The sequence below is a fragment of the Synechococcus sp. 65AY6A5 genome, from assembly GCF_002760415.1.
Classification (GTDB): Bacteria; Cyanobacteriota; Cyanobacteriia; order Thermostichales; family Thermostichaceae; genus Thermostichus.
In genome coordinates this window covers 1-23,891 of the sequence record NZ_AXUW01000003.1, presented here as the reverse complement: position 1 = coordinate 23,891, position 23,891 = coordinate 1, and the positions used below count along the sequence as shown (strand labels likewise).

At 59.5% G+C, this 23,891-nt stretch carries 23 protein-coding genes and 1 pseudogene; 16 read left to right on the top strand and 8 right to left on the bottom strand.

Annotated elements, in window-relative coordinates; translation table 11 throughout:
* Positions 1 to 331: 331 nt before the first annotated feature.
* The 8 genes from SYN65AY6A5_RS13680 (at position 332) to SYN65AY6A5_RS13645 (ending at position 7,465) form a co-directional block, all read left to right on the top strand.
* The gene (locus SYN65AY6A5_RS13680; protein WP_099884786.1) at positions 332 to 637 is read left to right on the top strand and encodes a transposase; all 306 of its coding nucleotides are present in this window, start codon (positions 332 to 334) and stop codon (positions 635 to 637) included.
* A 172-nt stretch (positions 638 to 809) separates the two neighbouring features.
* Entirely contained in the window at positions 810 to 1,382 is a 573-nt protein-coding gene (locus SYN65AY6A5_RS13675; protein WP_099884784.1) for a Uma2 family endonuclease, read from the top strand.
* A 312-nt stretch (positions 1,383 to 1,694) separates the two neighbouring features.
* Entirely contained in the window at positions 1,695 to 1,988 is a 294-nt protein-coding gene (locus tag SYN65AY6A5_RS13670; protein ID WP_011429059.1) for a Uma2 family endonuclease, read from the top strand.
* Between the two features lie 188 nt (positions 1,989 to 2,176).
* Positions 2,177 to 2,812 carry a hypothetical protein gene (locus tag SYN65AY6A5_RS13665; RefSeq protein ID WP_143597174.1) on the top strand — a complete coding sequence of 212 codons (636 nt, stop codon included), beginning with the start codon at positions 2,177 to 2,179 and terminating at the stop codon, positions 2,810 to 2,812.
* A 96-nt stretch (positions 2,813 to 2,908) separates the two neighbouring features.
* The gene (locus tag SYN65AY6A5_RS13660) at positions 2,909 to 4,498 is read left to right on the top strand and encodes a glycosyltransferase family 39 protein (protein ID WP_099884780.1); all 1,590 of its coding nucleotides are present in this window, start codon (positions 2,909 to 2,911) and stop codon (positions 4,496 to 4,498) included.
* A gap of 244 nt (positions 4,499 to 4,742) precedes the next feature.
* Entirely contained in the window at positions 4,743 to 4,925 is a 183-nt protein-coding gene (locus tag SYN65AY6A5_RS13655; RefSeq protein WP_041438029.1) for a hypothetical protein, read from the top strand.
* 8 nt (positions 4,926 to 4,933) lie between these two features.
* On the top strand, positions 4,934 to 5,191 hold the full coding sequence (gene cas2 / locus SYN65AY6A5_RS13650; RefSeq protein ID WP_240527297.1) for a CRISPR-associated endonuclease Cas2: 258 nt from the start codon (positions 4,934 to 4,936) through the stop codon (positions 5,189 to 5,191).
* A 393-nt stretch (positions 5,192 to 5,584) separates the two neighbouring features.
* On the top strand, positions 5,585 to 7,465 hold the full coding sequence (locus tag SYN65AY6A5_RS13645) for an AMP-binding protein (protein WP_099884778.1): 1,881 nt from the start codon (positions 5,585 to 5,587) through the stop codon (positions 7,463 to 7,465).
* Here the strand turns inward: SYN65AY6A5_RS13645 and SYN65AY6A5_RS13640 are convergent.
* Positions 7,462 to 7,782, bottom strand: coding sequence for a hypothetical protein (locus SYN65AY6A5_RS13640; protein ID WP_011429055.1), 321 nt, complete (start codon positions 7,780 to 7,782; stop codon positions 7,462 to 7,464). The genes SYN65AY6A5_RS13645 and SYN65AY6A5_RS13640 overlap by 4 nt on opposite strands.
* A 220-nt stretch (positions 7,783 to 8,002) precedes the next feature.
* Between SYN65AY6A5_RS13640 and SYN65AY6A5_RS13635 the strand changes: the two genes are divergently transcribed.
* Positions 8,003 to 9,328 (top strand): heterodisulfide reductase-related iron-sulfur binding cluster, encoded by a 1,326-nt coding sequence (locus SYN65AY6A5_RS13635; protein ID WP_099812605.1) that lies wholly within the window; start codon positions 8,003 to 8,005, stop codon positions 9,326 to 9,328.
* Here SYN65AY6A5_RS13635 and SYN65AY6A5_RS13630 read toward each other — a convergent pair.
* The 3 genes from SYN65AY6A5_RS13630 to pstS all read right to left on the bottom strand — a co-directional run bounded on the left by SYN65AY6A5_RS13630 (position 9,325) and on the right by pstS (position 13,710).
* Positions 9,325 to 10,293 (bottom strand): DnaJ C-terminal domain-containing protein, encoded by a 969-nt coding sequence (locus SYN65AY6A5_RS13630; protein ID WP_011429053.1) that lies wholly within the window; start codon positions 10,291 to 10,293, stop codon positions 9,325 to 9,327. The two genes, SYN65AY6A5_RS13635 and SYN65AY6A5_RS13630, sit on opposite strands and share 4 nt — an antisense overlap.
* A gap of 198 nt (positions 10,294 to 10,491) precedes the next feature.
* On the bottom strand, positions 10,492 to 12,378 hold the full coding sequence (gene dnaK, locus SYN65AY6A5_RS13625; protein ID WP_011429052.1) for a molecular chaperone DnaK: 1,887 nt from the start codon (positions 12,376 to 12,378) through the stop codon (positions 10,492 to 10,494).
* A 249-nt stretch (positions 12,379 to 12,627) separates the two neighbouring features.
* Positions 12,628 to 13,710, bottom strand: a complete 1,083-nt coding sequence (pstS, locus tag SYN65AY6A5_RS13620) for a phosphate ABC transporter substrate-binding protein PstS (protein ID WP_168173322.1) — start codon at positions 13,708 to 13,710, stop codon at positions 12,628 to 12,630.
* Positions 13,711 to 14,168: 458 nt separating this feature from the next.
* Between pstS and speA the strand changes: the two genes are divergently transcribed.
* Entirely contained in the window at positions 14,169 to 16,094 is a 1,926-nt protein-coding gene (gene speA / locus SYN65AY6A5_RS13615) for a biosynthetic arginine decarboxylase (protein ID WP_099884776.1), read from the top strand.
* Positions 16,095 to 16,359: 265 nt separating this feature from the next.
* Here the strand turns inward: speA and sbcD are convergent, their stop codons facing one another.
* Both sbcD and SYN65AY6A5_RS13605 read right to left on the bottom strand, forming a co-directional pair.
* Complete coding sequence (sbcD, locus tag SYN65AY6A5_RS13610; RefSeq protein WP_011429048.1) at positions 16,360 to 17,664, bottom strand: exonuclease subunit SbcD; 1,305 nt, start codon at positions 17,662 to 17,664, stop codon at positions 16,360 to 16,362.
* 118 nt (positions 17,665 to 17,782) lie between these two features.
* Positions 17,783 to 18,034 carry an RNA-binding protein gene (locus SYN65AY6A5_RS13605; RefSeq protein WP_011429047.1) on the bottom strand — a complete coding sequence of 84 codons (252 nt, stop codon included), beginning with the start codon at positions 18,032 to 18,034 and terminating at the stop codon, positions 17,783 to 17,785.
* A gap of 379 nt (positions 18,035 to 18,413) precedes the next feature.
* On the opposite strand from SYN65AY6A5_RS13605, the gene SYN65AY6A5_RS13600 reads away from it, so the two are divergent.
* The 4 genes from SYN65AY6A5_RS13600 to def all read left to right on the top strand — a co-directional run bounded on the left by SYN65AY6A5_RS13600 (position 18,414) and on the right by def (position 20,287).
* A complete protein-coding gene (locus SYN65AY6A5_RS13600; protein ID WP_011429045.1) occupies positions 18,414 to 18,590 on the top strand; it encodes an NblA/ycf18 family protein in 177 nt (58 codons plus the stop codon).
* A complete protein-coding gene (locus tag SYN65AY6A5_RS13595; RefSeq protein WP_011429044.1) occupies positions 18,590 to 18,916 on the top strand; it encodes a DUF2499 domain-containing protein in 327 nt (108 codons plus the stop codon). The genes SYN65AY6A5_RS13600 and SYN65AY6A5_RS13595 overlap by 1 nt, the downstream gene beginning before the upstream one ends.
* Positions 18,917 to 18,919: 3 nt before the next feature.
* Entirely contained in the window at positions 18,920 to 19,231 is a 312-nt protein-coding gene (locus SYN65AY6A5_RS13590; RefSeq protein WP_011429043.1) for a DUF3593 domain-containing protein, read from the top strand.
* A gap of 459 nt (positions 19,232 to 19,690) precedes the next feature.
* On the top strand, positions 19,691 to 20,287 hold the full coding sequence (gene def / locus SYN65AY6A5_RS13585; protein ID WP_099812609.1) for a peptide deformylase: 597 nt from the start codon (positions 19,691 to 19,693) through the stop codon (positions 20,285 to 20,287).
* A gap of 1 nt (position 20,288) precedes the next feature.
* Here def and SYN65AY6A5_RS13580 read toward each other — a convergent pair whose 3' ends face one another.
* Positions 20,289 to 20,642: a hypothetical protein gene (locus SYN65AY6A5_RS13580; RefSeq protein WP_011429041.1), complete on the bottom strand. Its 354-nt coding sequence runs from the start codon at positions 20,640 to 20,642 to the stop codon at positions 20,289 to 20,291.
* A gap of 223 nt (positions 20,643 to 20,865) precedes the next feature.
* Between SYN65AY6A5_RS13580 and cbiD the strand changes: the two genes are divergently transcribed.
* Entirely contained in the window at positions 20,866 to 21,984 is a 1,119-nt protein-coding gene (gene cbiD, locus SYN65AY6A5_RS13575) for a cobalt-precorrin-5B (C(1))-methyltransferase CbiD (RefSeq protein WP_011429040.1), read from the top strand.
* A gap of 140 nt (positions 21,985 to 22,124) precedes the next feature.
* On the opposite strand, the gene SYN65AY6A5_RS13570 is transcribed toward cbiD, so the two are convergent.
* A complete protein-coding gene (locus SYN65AY6A5_RS13570; protein ID WP_240527762.1) occupies positions 22,125 to 23,273 on the bottom strand; it encodes a choice-of-anchor J domain-containing protein in 1,149 nt (382 codons plus the stop codon).
* Positions 23,274 to 23,445: 172 nt separating this feature from the next.
* Here SYN65AY6A5_RS13570 and SYN65AY6A5_RS13565 point away from each other — a divergent pair.
* A pseudogene (locus tag SYN65AY6A5_RS13565) lies at positions 23,446 to 23,891 on the top strand (helix-turn-helix domain-containing protein); the annotation flags it as partial.

Here is a 23,891-nt window from a genome sequence, read left to right as displayed (position 1 = left end):
CATGGTTGTAGTGATTGTACCGTTGACTTTCCTCTCGCATTATCGCTTGCCCATGTCAGACTGCGGTTGTCATGCCGCTTGCCAACAATGATGGAGTGCGGCTGTCAGCAGGTTCGAGTCAGGAACAGGGAGCTAGTCCCCCTACTAGAGTACTTGTGTCAACAGTCTAATAAGGTGTACAACTGTGCTTTGTACTATGCGAGACAAGTCTATTTCAAAACGAAGCGATGGGCAAGCTATGGTGCGCTTTGCGCTGAGATGGTGAGAACCCAAAACAAGCACTTCATCGCAATGTATGTCTCCGCCGCGCAACAGACCTGTAAGTCTGTAGCTGGAGTGGGTCTATGCCAAGCCTGCCCAGCCCAAATCGCTGGATCCGAGAAAAGCTCTAGCAATTGACCACGGAGTCAACAACTGGCTCACGTGCGTTAGCAACTTAGGACATAGCTTCATCATTGATGGCCGCAAAGTCAAGTCCTTTAACCAGTGGCACAACAAGGAGCTGGCTAGGCTCAAGACTCACAAGCCGCAGGGGTTTTGGTTGCAAAAGCTTGACCGAACTACGGAAACCGGCGGATTAAGAAAGTCAGCAGAACCTTGGGGCTTTGCCTTCAGGAACTGTCCAGAGGCGCTTTGACAACGCCGTTACGGGTTCTTTTGTGGACTGCGTAAGAATCCCCCGCCTTTAGGCGGTGGGAGTGTCAACTTCCTCCCCTCTGGCTGTGGGAGAGGGGCTAGGGGTGAGGGATCCAAAAGACTACAATAGCGCCAGCCCATCCTCAAATCCTCTAAACGGGATCCCTAAGGCCGTGATCTCCCTCAACTTACGGCCCAGCCTGGAGTTGACCGATGAAATCTTTGAACAGCTCTGCCGGCAGAACCCTGAGCTGCGCCTGGAGCGCACCGCCAAAGGGGAGCTAGTGGCCATGGCCCCTGTCGGCAGCGAAAGCAGCCGCCAAAACTTGAGCCTCAGCGCCCAACTCTGGCAATGGAACCGCCAAACCCAGCTTGGCGTGGCCTTTGATGCTTCTGCCGGCTTTGCCCTGCCCAACGGGGCTATTCGCTCTCCCGATGCCGCCTGGATTGCCAAGGAGCGCTGGCAGCAGCTTACTCCAGAGCAGCGCCGCCGCTTTGCCCCCCTGTGTCCGGATTTTGTCCTGGAATTGCGATCCCCTTCCGACGACCTGGCTGCTTTGCAGGCCAAGCTGCAGGAGTACCTCGAGAACGGATCCCAACTGGGCTGGCTGATCGACCCGGAAAGCCAGCGAGTTTACGTCTATCGCCCCGGCCAGCTCGTCCAAGTTCTGGAGCGCCCAGCTTACCTAGAAGGGGATCCCGCCCTCCCTGGCTTTGTTGCCGATCTCAGCTTAGTTTGGGAATAATCTGCCCCGAGCTGCCCTCTTTTTCCACCAGCCCTTAACCGATGGCTATCAGCAACCACGAACTTGACACTCCCACCGCCTAAAGGCGGGGGATTTTGACGCAGTTCAAAAACGAACTCGCAAAGGCGCTGTCAAGATGCCTCTAGATAGTTCCTTGAGGCAAAGCCTCAAGGTTTTGCTTACTATCTATGATCGCGTAAGCGGGACGAAGTCCTTACAAAAGTTCGTTTTTGTTTAGCGTTGCGTAGCGGAACAGCTTACCTCCGAGGAGCGCCATCGCTTTGCCTTCCTAGGCTCGGATTACGCTCCTCTGTGGACGATCTGGTTGCTTTGCAAGCCACGCTGCAGAAGTACCTCGACAACGGCGCCCAACTGGGCTGGCTAATTGACCCGGAAAGCCGAAGAATCTACATCTATCGTCCCGGCCAGCCAGTACAAGTCCTGGAGCGCCCAGCTTATCTGCAAGAGGATTCTCTGGCTTTGCCCTGGATCTCGCAACCCAACTCTGCTCTCAAAATGAGCAAAGCTCTGTATTCCGGAAAACGGTCAAGTATCACACCAGCAAGCAATAATGAGGGCAAGGCCCAGGGATCCCGACGGAGGTAAGCCTATAGGGATGAGATGTGTAGAGCAAACCCCCAGCAAGCGCGTTTGTCTAGAGCCTGGGGTTCCGCTGGTGGCTGCTGGCGTTATTTTCTTTGTGGCGCTGGCTTTGTGTTCCCTGATTTGGCTTTTTCAGGGGGGATCGCCGTTTCACTTGCCATCGGCTTGATCAGGATACAGTCACCTCTGAAGTGGTCTTTCAACCACTGCTGCCTTTACCAAAACAGATCGAGTTTTATTATGATGTAAGAGGAGCCCGAGTCAAAACTGAAACTCGAACAGACTCCGAAGGAGACGAGACAACCTATTACTACGTTACTCTCATAACTCCTGCAGGAGAAACAAAAGCTTGGTCAGCCGCCAGCGAGAGCGACGCTCGACAACTGGCAACCAAGATCCAATCGTTTCGGATGAGTGCAGAGAGTCAGCTCTTGGTGGCCAGCGATAGTTTTAACTCAGGAGATTTGTTTGCTGCACTTCTACTTTCTCTCCCAGCAGGAATGGTAGGTCTATCGCTAATACCTAAGCTAGGAAGCCGTCGGCTGACCTTTGACCGCTCCTTCTACCAGATCTTGGAGGAGCACCTCACTCCCTTTGGAATAAGGGGGCGGAAAGCTTATTCCTTCAGAGATGTTCAGCAAGTTGTAGTTGAGAGGTCAACAGATTCCGATGGCGATAGTTATTTTTCGGTGAAGGTGAATTTGGCATTGGGAGAGCCTTTATTGTACCTAGGCTTTGGTTCTGATGATAGCAAGGCAAGGGCGGAAGCAGAGCAATTGGGCCAGCTTTTGGGGTGTTCGGTAAAGCTGCCGGAGGCAACGTCTTAGGCTCAGTTTATTCTGAGCCCCCACTTGGTTTTTTGGGGACAAGTCTGGCCAAAGCTGAGACAATAACACCTGTCCACACGCTCAAGGGGATCCCCTGTGCTGCCGAAAGCTGCTCTGTGGATTTTGGGCCTGGGCCTGCTTCTGCGCTGCTTGGTGGCTGCTCTGTTGCCACCGGGCTTTGACGAAGCCTACTACTACCTCTACACCCGCCATCTGGACTGGAGCTATTTTGACCATCCGCCGCTGGTGGCCTGGACAACGGGCTTGGGGCCTGTTTTGACGGGGCAGGTGTCGGCTTTTTCGATTCGACTGGGATCCCTGCTGGCCTACACCGGCTCTTCCCTGTTGCTTTACCTGACGGCGACGCGGCTTTTTTCGCCACAGGCGGGGCTGATCACCCTGGCAACCATCAGCATCGCCCCCATTTTCTGGATTGGGTTTGGGGTGCTGACCCTGCCGGATAGCCCGCTGATGGTGTTTACGGCGGCAACCCTGTGGGTGGCTGCCCAGGAGTTTTTTCCGGCTCCCTTGGCGGAGGGGAAATTGGGGGTCTATGGGGCAGCGCGCTACCGACCGGGGCCGCGGCTGGCGCTGATTGGGCTCTTGGTGGGGCTGGCCTGCCTGGGCAAATACCACGGCCTGGCGCTGGGGTTTGGCCTGGTGCTCTTTTGTCTGCTCAGCCCGGCCCACCGCTGCGCTCTTCGGTCGGGATGGGCGCTCTTGGCGGTGGTGGGGTTTTTGGCGGCCTTCAGCCCCGTTTTAATCTGGAACACCCAACAGGATTGGGTCTCCTTCCGCTTCCAGGGGGGGCGAGCAGTGCCGGAGGCAGGGTATCAACTGCAGGAGCTGGGGCTGACGGTGCTGCAGGAGATGGGGTACCTTTTCCCGACCTTGGGGATCCCTCTGCTGGGGCTGAGCTTGGCCGAGGGTGGGCGGGTGGGGCTGGCGCTGGTTCAGGGAAGACGCCTCACGGATCAGGAGCTGAAACAGCTTTTAATCTTGGCCTGTGGGCTGCCGCTGGTGTTGGCTTTTACCTTCATGGGAGGCTACCGGCCCATCCTCCCCACCTGGCCCATGCCGGGGTTTTGGGTGCTGAGCTTGCTGTTGGGATCCCGCTGGGAACGGTGGCCAGGAGCAAGGCAGCTCTTGGCGGGGACGGCGGTGGCAGTGGGCCTGTTGGTGGCAGTGGGGCTGGCCCATGTGCGCTACGGCCTCCTCCAGGATCCCGGCGGGCTGGGCCTGTGGCCGGTGGAACGGGATCCCTCGACTCAGCTGATTGACATCGAACAGTTGCGGCGGCAGTTTCAGACGGATCCCCGCTTGGCCCAGGCTCTTGCAGAGGCGGATTTTATCTTCACCAACGTTTACTTTTTGGGCGGGCAGATCGGCATGGCCTTGGCGCCGCTGACGGAGAAGCCCCTCACCTGCCTGGATGAAGATCTGCGCGGCTTTGCCTTTTGGTCCCAACCTGAAGACTGGCTGGGCAAAGATGGGCTGCTGGTCACCTCCCAGCTGTTTTGGCAAAAAGCAGGGATCCAGGCTGTCTACGGCACCTACTTTGAACAAATTGAGCCAGTGGCAGAGGTTCCCCTGCGGCGGGCGGGCGCGGTGGCGCAAACCTTTCAGGTGTACCTGGCTCGGCAGATGCGCCAACCCTATCCCCGTCCCTACTCCCGCTTGCGCTAGCAGCCACAGCGAGATACCTTTGGGTTCAACGCAAGAAAAGACAGTCTGGAGAGCATTAGGCAAATTTTGGGCAGCAAGGTTATTCGGTTGGATCTCTAGGAAAGCATACTGGTACTTTGACGACGAATCTAAGGGCATCTAGGCCGAGGCCTTTGTGAGAGGGATGAGCGAAATGCTGGGTAAGCCAACTCATCAAGGCCGGCTTGCTCACCCCGGAAGACTGCGAGCCGTCGCCGGATGGAGCATGGGATCCCTGGCCAAAAAGCTGTTTTTGGGTGAGCTGGAGCGCCGCTTCTGCGAGCCTTTGCTTTACCCTCCGCAATCGCGTCGCCTAGCCCTGAGCCAAATCGTGCTGGAGCAAGCCCGCTGGCTGGGCCGTTGCCTGGTGAGCGGCAACCTAGAGTACGAAGCAATGGAGCTGCGCTGAGGCTATGGTTGGTTTGCTACGACGTGGTGGACGATAAGCGCCGACAACAGTTGGCCAAGCGCCTGGAACAGTGCTGCCAGCGAGCGCAATACTCCGTTGTTGAATGCCCCCTGGACACTGCCGAGCTGGAAAAGTCGTGGCTGCCTCTGCTCAACCTCGAGGAAGATAGCCTGCAGGCCTACCCTCTGGATGCCACCGCCAAACGACGTACCAAGGTCTTCGGCGGGCCTCTCCCCTACGAGCCGCCGGACTACCTTATTTTGTGAGGTTCTCAGCTTAGCCGAGATTGTAAAGTTTTGGGGCCGATCCATCGGGGGGAGCCATTGCTAGCTTTTTTTGCGGGTGCCATAAGATCTAGTAGCTTTTGCCGGGATTGGCGGGAAAATGCAGCATGACGTCCCCAAAAGAGCGAATTTTCTGAGTTGCGCTTATTCGGGGAAGCGAGGTTAACATCTGTGGCGGGAAGTCTCGGTACTTCCTCGCGAGCGCACCTTGAAAACCTCATGAGTTCAGGCTTTTCCGGGAGTAGGGTTGATCCCTACCTTTTCCCCGCAAGGGGAAGGGGTTGGATTTGGTGACAGATTGAGAACTGTCCTGGGGGTGTCTTGGGAAAAAGCCCAAGTTTACTAGACTGTAAATGTGATTTAGGGTACAGATTTATGACTACTGTCTCCGCTGCTGCTACCCCCGCTGGGACGACGCTGCTCGACATCTGGCAAGTCCTGGCCGAAAAGTTTGCCGATTACACTGCCCTCAGGGATCCCCATGCCCAGCCGGTCTTTGAGATTTCTTACGGGCAGCTCTTTCGCCGCATTCAGATCTTGGCTGCCGGTTTGCAGGCTTTGGGCATTCGGCCTGGGGATCGGGTGGCCATTTTTGCCGACAATTCCCCCCGCTGGCTGATGGCAGATCTGGCCACGCTGTTTACGGGAGCGGTCAATGTGCCGCGCAGCGCCGTGGCGGATCCGGCGGAGCTGGGCTACATTTTGCGCCATTCCGGCAGCACCGCTTTGATTGCCCAGGATGCGAAGACCCTAAGCCGGGTGCGGCCGGTTGTGCAGGAGCTGGGCCTGGAGCGGCTGCTGTTGCTTTCCGATGAAGAAGAGCCGGGGGTATTGAATTTTTCTCAGTGGCTGCAAAAAGGCCGGGAGCGCCGCTACGAGCCGCCGCGGCTGGAGCGATCCCAGTTGGCCACCATCATCTACACTTCTGGCACTTCCGGTCGGCCCAAGGGGGTGATGCTCAGCCACGGCAACCTGATGCACCAGGTGGAGAACTTGGGCGCGGTCGTACAGCCCCAACCGGGGAACAAGGTGTTGAGCATTCTGCCCACTTGGCACTCTTATGAGCGGGCTTGCGAGTATTTTCTCCTTAGTCGCGCCTGCACGCTGGTCTATACCAGCCCCCGCTTTATCAAACAAGATTTTCAACAGGAGCAGCCCCACTATTTGGTGGCAGTGCCGCGCATTTGGGAAACCGTTTATGAAGGGATCCAGCGGCAATTCAAAGAGAAAAGCCCCCTCCTGCAGTGGCTAATCCGTGCTCTGATGGCTGTCAGTGAAAGCCATGTGCTCTCTGGACGGATAGCTCGCAACCAGTCAATTTTGCATTACGGAGTCAGCCCCTGGGTGCGCCTACGGGCTCGCCTGCAACATTGGCTGCTCTGGCCCCTGCATCGGCTGGCCGATTGGCTCATCTACCACAAGGTGCGACAAGCACTAGGCCCCAATTTTCAACAGGCCATCACCGGCGGCGGATCCCTGCCCGCCTACCTGGATCTGTTTTACGAGGTGGTGGGCATTTCCATCCTCAATGGCTACGGCCTCACGGAAACCTCGCCGGTGCTGTGCGCGCGGCGTCCTGACAACAACGTGCGCGGCACGGCGGGCCCCCCCTTGCCAGGGACGGAGTTTCGCATCGTGGATCCGGAGACGCGGCAGCCGTTGCCCCCTGGCGAAAAAGGGCTGATCCTGGCGCGGGGGCCGCAGGTGATGATGGGCTACTACAACAATCCGGAAGCGACTGCCAAGGTGCTCAGCCCCGACGGCTGGTTTGAAACAGGGGATCTGGGCTGGCTCACCCCCGACGGACAACTGGTGATCACCGGCAGGGCCAAGGACGTGATCGTGCTGCTTAACGGCGAAAATGTCGAGCCGCAGCCGCTGGAAGATGCCTGCCTGCAATCCCCCTACATCAGCCAGATCGTGATCGTCGGGCAAGACCAAAAGAAACTGGCCGCCCTCATCTACCCCAACCTCGATGCCCTTAAGGCTTGGGCCGCTGAGCAAGGGATCCCGGCTGCGGAGGCCGAGCTCTTGGGCCACCCGCAGGTGCGCACGTTGATTTTGCAGGAGGTGCGGGCCCGCATCCAAGAGCGTCCTGGCTACCGGCCCCACGAGCAAATTGCCGACTTCCGCTTTTTGCCAGAGCCCCTGAGCGTGGAAAACGGCCTCATGACCCAGACGCTGAAAATTAAGCGTAACCCGGTGGCCGAGCGCTACGCCCACCTCATCCAGGAGATGTATCCGACAGGGAGCTAAGTTTGGGATCCCCGCTGTTGCTCCAGGTAGCGCCGGAAGGTCTCCGGGGGAATGGCCCCCCGGTAGGCGCCGCAGTAGTAGAGGGTGAGCACCGCCTTGTAGGCCCAATCGGTCGGCACCACGTCTGGGAAGGGGCTGGGCAAGGTGTCTGCCTGGTTGGCGGCGCAGGCTTGCAAGATCTGCTCTGTAGTGAGCTGTTCGGCCAGATCGGGGGGCAGCTCCCGCAGGTTGGCCTGGGCAAAAGCCGCTCCAGATAGGCTCAAACTGGAGAGAGCTGCCCCCACAAGAGCTGGGGTGAAGAGGTGTTGCACTTTCATTGGGAAATGAACGACGAGGAGAAATCGGCCGGGTATGTCCCTTCTCTAGGGTAGTACGGACGAAAAGAGCGTTTGGATCTGGATAGAAGTCTCAGACGCTCTGTTCCCAGATTAAGATGCAAAAAACCCCGGAAGCAAAAGGAGGGGACAGGATCCCCGAACGGCCAATTCTCTCTTTACGGGGGTGATGAAGTGTTGAAAGCGCGATAGGTCGAGGCCGATGAGCTCATCCAAAAGGCCGAGTTTTGACAGCCTGGATCCGCCGGATCCAAAGCTAATCGATGCCTGTGTGCACTGTGGGTTTTGTCTGACCACCTGCCCCAGCTACCGCGTCCTCGGCAAGGAGACAGACTCGCCGCGGGGGCGCATCTACCAGATGGACGCCCTCAATCAAGGCCAAATCTCTCTCTCGGCAGCAGTGGTTTCCCATTTCGATACCTGCCTGGGCTGTCTGGCCTGCGTTACCGCCTGTCCTTCGGGGGTGCGCTACGACCGGCTGATCGCCGCCACCCGCCCGCAGATCGAGCGCAACCACCGCCGCAACCTTTGGGATTGGCTGTACCGCCAGTTCATCTTCTGGCTCTTCCCCTACCCGGCGCGGCTGCGGCCTCTGCTCTGGCCCCTTTGGCTCTACCAAAAAATGGGGGTCGGCGCCTGGATCCGCCAAGGGCTGGCGAAGGTCTCCCCGCGCCTGGCGGCCATGGAATCCCTCTTGCCCCCTCTTGAGGTGGGGCAACTGCTGCCCAAGCGCTACCCGGAGCGGATCCCGGCGGTGGGCGAACGCCGCTTTCGCGTGGGGCTGCTCCTCGGCTGCGTGCAGCGCCTGTTTGCCCCGCAGGTGAATGAGGCCAGCATTCGCGTCTTGACCCACAACGGCTGTGAGGTGGTGATCCCGCCCGCCCAGGGCTGTTGTGCGGCCTTGCCCCACCACCAAGGGCAACTGCAGCAGGCAGAAGCCCTGGCCCGCCAGATGGTGGATGCTTTTGCCGGCTACGAGTTGGATGCCATTTTGGTGACTGCCTCCGGCTGCGGCCACACCCTCAAGGAGTACGGCCACCTTTTGGCCAGGGATCCCGACTACCAAGAGAAAGGGGCTCAGTTTGCGGCCAAAGTCAAGGATATCCAGGAGTTTCTGGCGCAGGTAGGGCTGACCGCTCCCCTGTACCCCCTGCAGCCGGATCCCTTGGTGCTGGCCTATCAGGATGCCTGCCACATGCTGCACGGGCAGCGCCTCAGCCAGGAGCCGCGACAACTGCTGCGGCAAATTCCCGGGCTGGAGCTGCGGGATCCTGTCGATGCCGCCCTCTGCTGCGGCAGCTCCGGCGTCTACAACCTGCTGCAGCCCGAGGTGGCCGACGAGCTGGGATCCCAGAAGGTGGCCAACCTGCTCAACACCGGCGCCCAGGGGATCGTCTCCGCCAATATCGGCTGCCGCCTGCAGCTCCAGAAGCACCTGCGTCTGCAAGGCAAGGCCGGGATCCCCATTTATCACCCGATGGAACTCCTGGATCGCGCTCTCCGACCGCCCACTCCTCCTTCTAGCTAGAGCTTGAGGGCGGCACGGGGATCATAGGACTGAACCCGCTGCAGCTTTTCGTAGAGCTCCCGCTCCTCCTCCGAAACACGGGTGGGCAAATAGATCTGAACTACCGCGTAGAAATCGCCCCGCTCTCCATTGCCCTTGGGAAAACCCCTCTCTGCCAAGCGCAACTTTCGCCCCGGCTGCATGCCGGGTGGGATCCGCAGCTTCACCACTCCATCCAAGGTGGGCACCTCCACCTGGGCGCCCAAGACGGCCTCGCTGGGGCTGATGGGCAAATCGCAGTAGACGTCAAACCCCTCAAGGCGGTAGAAGGGGTGCTCCTTCAGCTCGATCTTGAGGTACAGGTCGCCGGCGCCGCCGTTGGGTTTGGGGTGGCCTTGGCCGCGCAGGCGAATCCGCTTCCCTGGCGTCATCCCTGCTGGGATGTTGACCTCGAGCACGCGATCCCCGCCCACCCGTAGGCGGCGTCTGCCCCCTTCAAAAGCTTCGGGAATGGTGAGCTGGATGGTGGCCTCCGCATCGTAGTTGGCGTTGCCAGCGGAGCTACTGCTGCGATCCGCACCTGAGTTGCGCACCCGGCCCAGCAGTTGATCGATGAAGTCTTGAAAATCCTCAAATTGGCTGAAATCGACGCCACTGCCAAAACCGCTTCCCCCAAAGTCTTCGCTGAAGGAGCTGTCGCCAAAAGGGCTGCTGCTGTAAGGCTGGCTGTAGGTATCCCGCCGGTAGCGGAACCCGCCCTGCTGGTGGTACTGGCCAAATTGGTCGTATTGCCTGCGTTTGCCGGGATCCGAGAGAACTTCGTAGGCTTCGTTGATCTCCTTAAACTTCTCTTCGGCAGCTTTGTTGTTCGGGTTAACATCCGGGTGATATTTTCGGGCCAGGCGCCGATAGGCCTGCTTGATCTCGTCGGCGGTGGCCGTCTGGCTGACCCCCAAAATCTTGTAGTAGTCCTTGAAATTTTGCATGGAGGCGTCCGCAGGCAAGTCACTGAGAAGGGTCAGAAAACCAAGAGGCCAGGCATCAAGGGATCCCTCCCTCTGACCTGTTGACGAAAAGAGAAAGAGGCGGGCTAGACGCTATCGCCCATCCCGTCCCTCCCCATTATCGATGCTCCAGACAAAGGCGGGATCCGCCCTGCGGGCCCCAGGGGGATCCCATTGTCGTTACTTGCTCTCGGTGAAGTCGGCGTCGATGACGTCGTCGCTGCCGCCGGAGGTTGTCCCAGAGGTGGAGCTGGAAGCGGCGCCGGGCTGCTGATAGAGCTCGCTGCTCATGGCGTAGAGGGCCTCTTGCAGCTCCCGCTCTTTGCTCTGGATGGCGCTGTCGTCGTCCCGCTGGATGGCCTCCCGCAGCTCTCGCACCAGGGTCTCGATTTGGCTGCGCTTGCTGGCGGAGACCTTGTCTCCCAGCTCCTTCAACTGCCGCTCAGCCTGGTAGGCCAGCGAGTCGGCCTTGTTGCGGCGCTCGATTTTCTCGCGGCGGGCGCGGTCTTCGGCAGCGTATTTTTCCGCCTCGGCGATCATCCGCTCCACCTCTTTGCTATCCAGCGTGGAGGCGCCGGTAATGGAAATGCTCTGCTCCTTGCCGCTGCCCTTGTCTCTGGCCGTCACTTTGAGGATGCCGTTGGCGTCGATGTCGAAGGTCACCTCGATCTGCGGCACACCGCGGGGAGCCGGCGGGATCCCGTCCAGCTTGAAGCGGCCCAGGGACTTGTTGTCGCGAGCCAACTCCCGCTCCCCTTGCACCACGTGGATTTCCACCGAGGTCTGCCCATCTTCGGCGGTGGAGAAAATCTCCGACTTGCGGGTGGGGATGGTGGTGTTGCGCGGGATCAGCTTGGTGGCGATACCGCCCAGGGTTTCCACCCCCAAAGACAAGGGGGTGACATCCAGCAACAGCACGTCTTTGACCTCGCCCGCCAGCACGCCAGCTTGGATGGCAGCACCCACGGCCACCACCTCGTCGGGGTTGACAGTTTGGTTGGGCTCTTTGCCCAGCAGCTCCTTCACCAGCCGCTGCACCGCCGGGATGCGGGTGGAGCCGCCCACCAGCACCACTTCGTTGATGTCGGCCTTGGTGAGCTTGGCATCCCGCAGGGCCTGCTCCACCGGCCCTTTGCAGCGCTCCAGCAAGTCGGCGCAGAGGTGTTCAAACTGGGCGCGGGAGAGCTTCAACTCCAGGTGCTTCGGACCATCGGCCGTGGCGGTGATGAAGGGCAGGTTGATGGTAGTCTCGGAGACGCTGGACAGCTCGATCTTGGCCTTCTCGGCGGCTTCCGTCAGCCGCTGCAGGGCCTGCCGGTCTTGCCGCAGGTCGATCCCTTCCATTCGCTTGAACTCTTCGGCCATCCAGTCGACGATCTTCTTGTCGAAGTCGTCGCCACCCAACTGGGTATCGCCGCTGGTGGCCTTCACCTCGAAGACGCCATCCCCCACCTCCAGAATGGAGACGTCGAAGGTGCCACCGCCCAAGTCGAAGACGAGGATGGTCTCGTTGTTGCGCTTGTCCAAGCCATAGGCCAAGGAAGCCGCCGTCGGCTCGTTGATGATGCGCAGCACTTCCAAGCCGGCGATCCTCCCGGCATCTTTGGTGGCCTGCCGCTGCGAGTCGTTAAAGTAGGCCGGGACAGTAATGACGGCTTGGGTGACCGGTTGGCCTAGGTAGCGGCTGGCGTCTTCTACCAGCTTGCGCAGCACCATGGCCGAGATCTCTTCGGGGGCAAATTCCTTGTTCATGCGGGGTGAGTACAACTTGACATTGCCCCGCTCATCCCGCCGCACCTGGTAGGAGACCCGCTTGGCATCGACGTTCAGCTCATCGTACTTGCGCCCGATGAACCGCTTGACCGAGTAAAAAGTGTTCTCGGGGTTGAGCACCGCTTGGCGACGGGCCATCTGGCCCACCAGGCGCTCCCCATCTTTGGTGAAAGCGACCACTGAGGGTGTAGTGCGGCTCCCCTCGGCATTGGGAATGACAGTGGGGACGCCCCCTTCCATTACGGCGACAACCGAGTTGGTTGTGCCCAAGTCAATTCCTACAACTTTTCCCATCGGCTCCTTGTTCTCCTTTTGTTCAAGACGTGACCTCGGCTACCGCCGCCAGGCTGTATGAAGTAGCTTGGGCAGCCAATCCGTGAAAATTCAGCAGGTATTTAGCCGTTTCCTAGGTCGATCCTAACCAGCAGGGCATCTGGGTCAGGGCGAGAATGCCGCCCATTTCTGGCGACTGGAAGGCAGAACAGTTACGGATCTCCGTACCTGCCGCGGCCTTGCTTCCAGGACCGGTTGGGGCAAGGGCGGCTAGCTCTGGATAAGCTGCAGGGCTTCCAGGCTGCGGGCTACAACGGTTTCGGCCAAGGGCAGGTAGCCCATCTCTGCGGCCAGAGCTTGTCCCTCGCTGAGGGCCCAGCGCAGCACTGCCCGCAGGGCGTTGGCCATGGCGGGATCCCGATACTGGCGGTAGGCCAGGATCCAGGTGTAGGTGACGATGGGGTAGGCCCCCGCGCCGGCGGGATCGGGCACAAAAGCCCGCAGGTTGTCGGGCAGCTCGATTTCGCTCAGGGCCAGGGCCGAGGCTTCCGGGGTGGGGAGGACGAACTCGCCGCGGCGGTTTTCCAGGGCCGCCACCGACAGATCCAGGTCGCGGGCATAGACCGATTCCACATAGCCGATCACCCCTTCGCTGAGGAGCATCTGGGCGCTCATGCCTTCGTTGCCTTTCACCCCAATGCCCACCGGCCACTCCAGGGACATGCCGACGCCGATCTCGGAGGCCCAGGTGGGGTCGATGGCGGCCAGGTGGCGGGTAAAGGTGTCGGTGGTGCCGCTGCCGTCGGAGCGGTAGCAGACGGCGATGGGCAGGTCGGGGATCTCCAGGTCGGGGTTGAGGGCCAAAATCTGGGGATCCCGCCACTGGGTAATTTGGCCGCGGAAGATCTGCACCAACACCGAGCGGGACAGTTTGAGGCCGGAGCGGATCCCGGGCAGGTTGTAGCCGACGGCAATGCTGCCTGCCGTCATCGGGATCATGACCACGCCCCGCTTGACTTCGGCAATTTCGGCATCGGTCATGGCCACGTCGCTGGCGGCAAAGTCCACCGTCTGGTCGATAAATTGGCGGATGCCGGCGGCGCTGCCCACCGGCTGGAAGTTGATTTCGACTTTGGGATCCACCTGGCGGTAGTCGGAAAACCAGCGCAAATACAGGGGAGCCGGGAAGGTGGCCCCGGCCCCGTTGATCAACAAGGTCTCAGCGGCAAGCTGGCTGTCGGCAACAGGGCCAGCCTGCCCAGAACGGGATCCCCTTTGGCAGGCGCTCAGGCCAGCAGCAGCCAGCAACGACAGCAGCATTTCTCGGCGGCGAAGGCGGGGCAGTTGCACCATAGCTGAGGCGCTCCAAGCTCTCCGCCCCGATCCTTGTCTTGCCTACGGAGCCCTGTCAAGGGTGGCCATCCTGAGCTCTGGGAAGCACCAGAGGGGACAACCTTCCGCAAAAGGCAGCTTCTTCCCTCCACCAACTTGTCGCCGATCCTTGCAGGATTCGCTGCGCTCTTGGGCAACAGTTGGGATCCCAACCCCGCTTCTGGATCCAGAGTAAAAAACGAAGCTTGAGCGAGAAAAACAAAGAAAAACAGCGAAAAAAAGAGAACGAGAGAGTTGAGTTCTGCAGCAACTGCAGAGGGATCCTCAGGCCAAAGCCTTATCTGGCAAGGCTTAGCCGGTTTGGGGCCGGATCCCCCCTGCCTTGGAAAAATCTTGACCTATCTTGGAATAGGGCAATATATTGTGGGTTCTGTGCAGAAATCCTGCGCTGTTCACATCTCGGTATCTGGGGGACTACTATGCCGACTTTGACTCGTTCTCCCTGGACACTGCGAGACAGCGAAAAGCTCTATCGCATTTCTGGTTGGGGGGATCCCTACTTCCGTATCAACGCCGCCGGTCATGTGGAGGTAACCCCACAGGGCTCACAGCAGCAGGAAGGGGGCATCGACCTGTACCACCTGGTAACGGATCTGGTGGCGCGGGGTTTGCAGTTGCCTTTGTTGATTCGCTTTCCCGAGATCGTGGCCGACCGCATGCGGCGGATTTGTGAGAGCTTTCAGCAGGCCATCGAGCGCTTTGGCTACCCCAACGTCTACCGAGGGGTTTACCCGGTCAAGGTGAACCAGCAGCGCCACCTGGTGGAAGAGGTGGTCAAGCACGGCCGTGCCTACCACTTTGGCCTGGAGGCGGGATCCAAGCCGGAGCTGTTGATCGCCCTGGCTCTGCTGGATACACCTGGGGCTTTGTTGATCTGCAACGGCTACAAAGACCGCGACTTTATGGAAACGGCCCTCTTGGCCCAGCGGCTGGGGCGCACCCCCATCATCGTCCTGGAACGGCTGCAAGAGCTGGAGCTGGTGCTGCAAGCTGCCGAGCACCTGGGGATTGATCCCCTGCTGGGGGTGCGGGCCAAGCTGTCCGCCCAGGGCAGTGGCCGCTGGGGCACCTCGGCTGGGGATCGGGCCAAGTTCGGCCTCACGGCCACCGAGATGTTGCAAGTGGTGGAGCGGCTGCGGGAAGTCGGCAAGCTGCACTGTCTGCGCCTGTTGCACTACCACATCGGCTCGCAGATCTCGATGGTGAGCGTGCATGGGCGGGCCGTGCGGGAGGCCAGCCAGATCTACATCGAGCTGGTCAAGCTGGGGGCGCCGATGGGCTATCTGGATGTCGGCGGCGGCTTGGGGGTCGATTACGACGGATCCCAGTCCACCAGCCACTTTTCCCAGAGCTACAGCCTGGAAGATTACGCCGCCACCGTGGTGCAGACGGTGCTGACCGCCCTGCAGCCGCACGGGATCCAGCCGCCGGTGCTGGTGACCGAAAGCGGGCGGGCCCTGATGTCCCACCAGTCGGTGCTGGTCTTCGACATCCAGGATGTCAACGCCGCCAGCCCCTACCCCATGCCCACCCAGCTCACCTCCGATGCTGAGGTGATCCAAAAGCTGAACCAGCTCTACTACGAGATCCGGCCCGAGACCCTGGTGGCCGACTATCGCCGCTGCCAGGAGCTGAAAGAGGCCGCCCTGCGCCAATTTACCGAGGGATCCCTCAGCTTGCGGGAGCGGGCCGAGGTGGAGCGGCTGTTTTGGAACTGCTCCGACAAGATCTGCACGCTGGCCTACGAGCAGCACCAGGCGGGGCAGCCGGTGGCCGTAGATCTCCTGGATCTGGACGAGATGCTGGCCAGCATCTACTACGGCAACTTCTCCCTCTTCCAATCCCTGCCGGATAGCTGGGCCATCGACCAGGTGTTCCCCATCATGCCCATCCACCGTCTGGACGAGGAGCCGCGCCAGTGGGCCACCCTGGCCGATCTGACCTGCGACAGCGACGGCAAGATCAACCGCTTCTTTGGCGAAGACGGGCAGATCACCTCAGTTTTGCCGCTGCACGATCCCAACGGGCAGCCCTACCTGCTGGGGGTGTTTCTGGGGGGCGCCTACCAAGAAATCCTGGGGGATCTGCACAACCTGTTTGGGGACACCAACGCGGTGCACATCCGCACCCGTCCCGGCGGCTACCAAGTCACCCAAGTCATCAAGGGGGACACCATCGGCGAAGTGCTGAGCTGGGTGCAGTACAACAGCGAAGACCTGGTGGAAACCCTCCACCACGCCACCGAAGCCGCTCTGCAACGGGGGCAGATCAGCCTGGCCCAGGCCCGCGCTTTGCAGCAGCACTTTGAAGACAACCTGCGGGCCTACACCTACTTGCACCCCTAGGTTCGGGGACAGCCCCAAAGTCCAGGTCAAAACAGCAAGGGATCCCGGCCCACAACCGGGATCCTTATTTCTGGCCAAAACAAAAAAGACTGGTGGCTGGGATGCCACCAGTCTTGGTCAGTTCCCTGTGAGTGAGCTGATGCCGTCGCTGCCAACGTCTTCAACCCAGCTCCAGTCTCTGGCGTTTTCCCCCCTCTCGAGGTGATCCAGATCACTCGGCAAGAACCCCTCAGCTAGCGGCCAAGGTTAAAACAGAGGCAGGGCCTTAAAACAAGGGCAATTGCTGCTCTTCCCCTTCAGCAAGGCTTGCAGGATCTGCCTCCTCCCTGTTGGCATTTCCCTCTGACAAGGGATCTGCTGCTTCCGCCAACAACTGACGAGCAGCGGCTAGCAACTCGTTGCGCAAGGGGGCCAGATCGCTGCGGTCGGCCAGATAGTGCTCCAGGGCCGTCAGGGGCTCTAGACAACTGGGATCCAGGGCCGGCAGGCGAATGCGGCTGGGGCTGACCACGTCTGGGACGAGAGTATAGCTGAAGGCAGGGGCGAGGGCCTGGTGCAGGGTCCGCTCGTCAACGCAATCGAGCTGGTCAGGGCGGAGGCGGTAGATCAGGCGCAGGATGGAGCCGGGTACAGGGGCCTTGGCAATGGCCTCCAGCAGTTTGGCCTGCACCTCTTGGGGGGGATAGGGGGTGAGATCAAGGCGGATGGAGTGAAAGGTGCGGGTGGGCAAGGGCAAAAATTCGTAGCTCGCCCCCGTGGCCGTCACCTCTGCCAACACACAACCTTTTTCCTCTTGTTCCTCCCCAAAGTCGACTCGCTCAATGCTGCCGGGATAGATTACCAAGGGATCCCGACACAACACCTGGTGACGGTGCACATGACCCAAAGCCACGTATTGGTAGGCGGGCCGCGCCAGCAGCGACAGGGGCACCGTCACTCCCTTGCCCACCGAAAGATGCCGCTCCGTCCCGTAGCGGGCTGTATCCACCATCACATGGGCCAACAAAATCGCCGGGATCCCTGGCTGCAAAGTGCGGATCTCCCCTTCCAGAGCCAGATCGAGGCGCTGCAGGAGCTGCTGAGTGAATACTTCGGCATTGAGATCCAGGCTCTCCTGGCGGGCAAGCAGGGTGGAGCGGTTTAGCCAAGGCAAGGTGGTCACCTGCACCGGGCCGCTGCGAGTTTCAATCCAATGGGTCTGCAGCCGATCCCCCACAACGAATCCCGCCACCCCCAGAGCGCGGTAGATGGCCAAGCTGTTGCCCTCTTGCCCCTGCCCGTACTGGTCGTGGTTGCCCACCAAGAGAACGGTCGGGATCCGGGCATCGGCCAGGCGGCGAAATTGTTGGGCAAAGAGCTCTTGGTGCAGCGGCGGCGGCGTCGCGTCGGGAAAGGCATCGCCCCCAAACAGCACCAGATCCACAGCCTGATCGAGGGCATGATCAATGCATAGGCGCAAAGAAGCGACAAAATCCTCCAAACGCGTGTTCAGCCCCGTAGCTGGGTTGATGGAGCCGTAGGCCAAGCCACTGCCCAAATGAATATCGGAAAAATGCAGCAGCTTCACCATCTCAAGCAGCCTTGAAGCCCTTCCATCCGTTGCCCTCACTCCTGCCCGCCGTTTGCCTGCCTTGCCAACTTTTGGATTGGCACCCCACTCGGAGTCAGATGAGGAATCCCCGCTGAAGCTAAGCCTGTCGGCGCGGCCTGGCTCGATCCAAACGCAAAGGTCGGCCCATAAATTCCTGGCCGTTGGCGACGTCGATGGCCTCCTCTTCCTCGGCCTCCGTGGCCAAATCCACAAACGCGAAGCCCCGTGTCTGGCCCGTTTCTCGGTCTATCGGGATTGTAACCGACTTAACGTTCCACCTCTGCTGGAAGAAAGCTGCTAGCTCTTCTGTTGAGGCTTTATAGTTTAGGTTTCCCACAAAAATGGTCATGGCAATTCAAGCAAAGCAAGGCGCGAATCGGAAAGAGCGGCAACCAAAGCTCAAGGTACTTCACTTTTATCACGGGGCCCCGCCTAATCGCACAACATGACAGGATGTAAAGGGATCGCCGCTCAAAAATCTTCGCACTTTCCCATCCAAAATGTGCTTTTGTCAAACTTTACGGGCGTGTACTTTTCCCGCTCCTTTGTTGAGTTTCCCCTCCAGCTCTGGCTCGACCGGTATCCGGAGGCCCTTGTCGTTTTGTTGCAACTTGTTAAACTAGATTGTTAAGATATGTATTGTCCTGCTTGCAGTGCTTGTTGGGAGCAGCGCTGGGATATCCTAGCGCGAGTCTCTCACCTACCCTAAGAGTCTCAAGGTGACGACAATGGAGGAAACGCTAGGTCTCTCTCTGGAGCAAGAATTTCGCCAGCGGGCTTTCGAGACGCTGGTAGCTCGCATGAGCCCTGAGCAGGCCAAGGACATCCTGGTCAAGCTGCACAAGCAAATGCTGTTGCAGGAGGCCACCTACCGCCAGTTGCTGCGCCATTCTCTTGAGGTTTGATGCACGCCCTTTCGTTTCCCACCTGGTGGATTCACATTGCCAGCGTCTTGGAATGGCTGGCGGCCATTGTTTGCGTGTGGCAGTTTGGGGAGCGAACGGGCCGGCCAGAGTGGCGCGGCTTGAGCTGGGCGATGTTGCCTGCTCTGGTGGGGGCAATGTGTGCCATTACCTGGCACTGGTTTGACAACGATCCCGCCCTCAACTGGGTGGTAACTGCCCAGGCGAGCTTGACACTTCTGGGCAATTGCACTCTGGCCTGGGCTGCCTACCGCATTTGGCGGGCGGAGCAGGCGGATCAGTCCCTTGGGAGGAGGGATCCAAGCTAGGCGATGGACAGTTTGTTTGCCCTTTCTCTATTTCCCTATTTGGCCTTCTTGTTTTTCCTGTCGCGGCTCCGCCGGATCCCGCGCCTGGCTTTGATCGGGTTTTGGCTGCTGCTACTGTTTGTGGCCGTCAGCATCCCGGCAGGGTTGTATGCCCAACTGCATTACGGCACTTCCCTGGCCAATGTGGATCCCTTGCATGGGGGAGCAGAGGCTTTCCTCACCCTCTCCAACATTCTGGTGGCCCTGGGCTTCAAGCAAGCCATTGACCAACAGGGATCCCCAGAGGTCGAGGAAGACAGCTCCGAGTTGTATTGACCTTCTCCCCAGTCCGGATTCTTTCTCGCTTGTCGCGAGCTACAGGGGCGGGAGACTGCCATATGTTTGTGGGGGAGGCCATAACCCCAACCTGGACCTAAGCCCAGATACTGACAACGCTGCACCCTCCCCAAACGGGGTGGGGCTGGCGAACATGGCATAGAAGGCGGCTGATCCCCAGCCCCCCTTGCATCCTCCCGTATACGGGGGGAAAGGGGGAGGACGGGGCCTGCGCCGCCAAGGTTTTGGTGATTGCAAACAAGCCCGAGCCAGTCCTTCGGCCCTACCCGCTGCCGAGCCCAAGCACTCCGTGCTGCTGACGCAACTATTCCCAGCTTCTCTGGCAGAGGCAGAGGGGAGCTGAACAGCAGACGCATCGCTTCGGCACGGCTTGGACTGAATGTAGAATGGAAGTCCAGACGGGATGTCTGCTGTTGTTTATTCTGAGAGACCTGCCGGATGGTGGCCACCCTTTCTGTCCCCAAAGCCAAGCTGAAAAACCCGCCTCTGCGCATCCATCGCATGGGTGACAAGGTGCTGCGGCAGCCGGCCAAGCGCGTCAGCCAGGTCAACGACGAGATCCGCCAGTTGGCGCGAGACATGCTGCAGACGATGTACAGCGCCGATGGCATTGGCCTGGCAGCTCCCCAGGTGGGCATTCCCAAGCGCTTGATTGTGGTAGATCTCTATCCCGATAAGCCGGAAGTGCCACCGCTGGTGCTGATCAACCCGGAGATCCGCGAGTACCTCGGCGAAGTTGTAGCCGGCCAGGAAGGCTGCCTTAGCATTCCGGGCGTCTTCTGCGAGGTCATGCGGCCGCAGGGGGTGGTGGTTTCGTTTAAGGACGAAACCGGGCGGCCCCGCACCCTCCAAGCCGACGACCTGCTGGCGCGGGTTATCCAACACGAAATCGATCACCTCAACGGTGTGCTGTTTGTGGATCACGTGGAAAACGAGCTGCTGTTGGATCAGGAGCTGCGCAAGCACGGCTTCCAGATGCAAGATGTGCAGCGCAAAAACAGCACACTTGCCACCCCTCCACCGAAACCTCGCTAGGTCATTGCCGCAGGCGCTGCGCCAAGAGCTGTTCTTCTAGAGCAGCAATGCGGTTGTAGGCAGCGGTTAGCTGGGCGCTCAGGCGCTGGATCTGGGCTTCAGGAGCAAGTTCATACGCCGGGCTGCGGTTGCTTACTACAGGGGGATCCTCCTCCAGCAAAAAGTTGTGGCTCCCATCTTCCACCAAGTCTGAGGTGAGAACGCTGTAACGGGAGGGGGCGGGGGCATTTTTTTTAGCCTCCTGCTTTGCCAGGAGAGCAGCCGCCACCTGCTCCGGCATCCGCTCGATGGCAGCTTTCAGCTCCTGAATTTGCAACTCCAGACGCTCAAAATAGTGCTGCAAGGTTTCGCTCATAGCTGCCCCGGTTCTGACTCTTTACTTTCATTGAAAGAGATAAGTTCTCGCTCCTCCCCTTCTTCCCCCAGATCATTTAACGATTACGCGGTTGGAGCACTAAAGTCGGCTTCAGGAGTTTGCCCTATCAAGCCAGTCCTGCTGGCTGGCGTCGGCCACAATTGAGACAGGCTCTCTCCAAAGTTTTTTCCAGAGCAGGTTCCTCTCTATTTCCAGGCAAAAAATGCAGGATGCGGTTCCCCCCTCGTCACAACAGGGCTATACCTTGCCCGTGTTTGCGGTGGCTGCTGCTAAAGCCGCTCTCCGCCGCCTTCTGGGGATCCCTTTGGAGCAGGACGGCGCTCATCCTGTCATTGCAGTGCAGGTGGAGCCCCAGTTCCCTGATGTTTGCATCCGGATCCCAGTGGAGCAGGTGGCTGCTCTCTCGGAGAACACCGCTTTGGCCATTACCCGTTCGGATCCCGGCCCTCATCTGGATCTCACCCGCAACACGCCGGTCTGGGCCTGGGTGGGCTTGGAGGAACGGGATCCCGCCACTCCGCCTTTGCTCCTGGAAGCGGGAGAGGGGCTGGGGCGGCATGCTGATGGCAGCCCGGCCATCTATGCTTACGCTCGGCGCCTGTTTGAGATCAATCTTTCGCCTGGGATCCCGGATGGGTATCGCCTGCGGGTGCGCATCATCTTGCCGGAGGGAAAACTCTTGGCGGAGCGGACTTCCAATGCGGCGTTTGGGGTGCTGGAGGGACTGGCTCTCTTGGGAACGCGGGCCGAGGTGGAGCCTTCTGCCAGTGCCGAGAGCCTGGAGCGGGCCCGCCGCGAATTGCAACAGAAATTGGCCAACCACCGGCATCTGGCCTTTTGCGTGGGCAGCCATGGGCAGCAGGTGGCCTTGCGGCAAGGGATCCCAGCAGAACAAATTCTACTGGTGGCCAATTGGATCGGGCCGCTGCTGGTGGAAGCGGCATTGCGAGGGGCAGACTCGATTCATTTGATCGGCTACCACGGCAAGTTGATCAAGCTGGCGGGGGGCATTTTCACCACTTCCAGCCATGTGGCCGATGCCCGCCTGGAGATCTTGGCGGCAGCCCTCATCCGCTGCGGGGGAACAGCCGAGCAGGCGCGGCAGGTGCTGGAGCTGAGGACGGTAGAGGCAGCGGTGCAGTATCTGAAGGATCTGGGCTGGGCAGAGCCGGTGCTGCAGGAGCTTTCCCGACAAATCCGCCAGCGGGCGACAGCCTATGTGCAAAAGTATGCCGCTCGATCCCTGCCGGTGCAGGTAACCCTGTTCGATCGCCAGGGCCAGGTCTGCGCTCAGGCGGGGATCCCAGGTCGTCTCGATTGAGACAAGGACGCCGCCACCCTACCCCAATCCTGATATGGCTCCCTTTTCAGGGAAAAAAGCGAGCAAAAGAAAGCTGGAGAAGCAAAGCCGCTCCCCCAGCTCCTGCCCATCGAAGTCAGTTTGGCACTTGGATCCCAGTCCTAATTCCCGGCAATCCTAACCGTATCCACCCGCCAGCGAGTGGCTCTGCCAGAAGTTGTGCCAGAAGACCGATAGCGGAAGGCAATGTAAACACGGCCAGGAGGTTGGATCCCAGATAGAGAAATGTTTCCAGAATCCACAAATTGGCCTGTAGAGGGATTGGGAATCGTCAGGGCCGTCCAAGTGGCTGCCTGCACCGCCGCCGGAGTGCCCGCACCGTTGTAATCGGTGGAGTAAAGAACGCTTAGTTGCGGAAAAGGAACGCCGCTATCGGTAAAGGAACTCTGATTGCGGAAGGTCAGAACCGGGTTGTTGGCCGAAGCCAGGTTCAGAGGCGGAGTAATCAGCCAATCATCACCCGGTTGCTGGCCGCCGAAGGCGTTGGCCTCGGCATAGGAATTGACGCAGCGCCAAGAGCGGGTGGTGTCGCCATCCACATCCACAATCTGCCAGCCAGCGGGAGCGGGGTTGCAGTTGTCAAAGTCTTCGGTTAGAGGCAGGTTAACTGGAGGAGGTGTTGGTGTTGGAGTTGGCGTGGGCGTTGGGGTCGGCGTGGGTGTCGGGGTCGGGGTTGGCGTTGGGGTCGGTGTGGGTGTTGGCGTCGGGGTTGACGTTGGCGTCGGCGTCAGGTTCAAGCCGACGATCACCGGGTCGTGATCGGAAGAACGGAAGGGATCCGGGGCGTAAAAGAGGCTCTGCTGTGAGGCGCTCTTGAAGCTCGTGGTGTAGTCCAGGCTCACTGGCTCGTCGGCGTTGATGTGCCACTTGGCCGACCCGGTCACTTGCGGCCTCAAGCTGGCGTTGGCCAAGGCGTGATCCAGGGATCCCCACTGACCTTGGAAGCTGAAGGAATAGCTGTTGGGGCCGTTGAGGTTGGTAAATCCGCCCTCCTCCAAGACTTTGATCGGGTCTTCCTTGGCGTAGGCGTTGAGATCCCCGATAATCAGCACATCCGGATCGGTGGAGCCGGTGGGGTTGGTGGACAACCAGTTCAGGATTTCCTGGGCAGCCCGCCTGCGGTTGCCGTTGCAATTGCCCTGGAAGGGATCGTTGTCGACAGGATCACAGGGGGATCCCTTCGACTTCAAGTGGTTGACCACCACCGTGAAGATGGCGTTGTTGCTCTTCTGCCGGAAGGTGACGGCCAAGGGAGGGCGGTGGCGACGAAGCGAGGGATCTTGGGTGAGTTCCCCGGTATCCAGAAAGGCGGGGTTGGTGCCAGGCGCAATTTCAACCGTAGCCGGCTTATAGATGAAACCATTGGTACAGCCTTTTAATTTAAAATAGGGTACAGGTATTCAAGAGGAAGGAGAGAAAGGAATGCCGACTCATTCTTTGGATTTGCGGCAAAGAGTTGTAGCAGCCTATCAGGCAGGTAACACCTCCATCCGCCAGGTAGCTAAACGCTTCATGGTGACCAAAAGAACAGTACACCGCTGGGTGCGTCAGTACCAACAAACTCAAGATTTAGCCCCTAAGAAAGCAGGCACCAAGCGAGTGGGCATTTTGGAACAACATCGGCAGGAAGTGATGGCAATTATTACAGAACACCCAGACTTCTACCTGTGGCAGTATCAAGAACTGTTGCGCGAGCGCTTAGGAATCAATGTAAGCATCGTCACGATACATAATTTCTTGAAAAAGCAAGGAATGACTCTAAAAAAAAGACCTACTGCAGTGCAAAAGTCAAAGAAGAGAAGGTGCAAAGGGAACGACTAGCTTATAGTCAAGAAGTCAGGAATATTCCAGCGGAGGATTTGATTGCC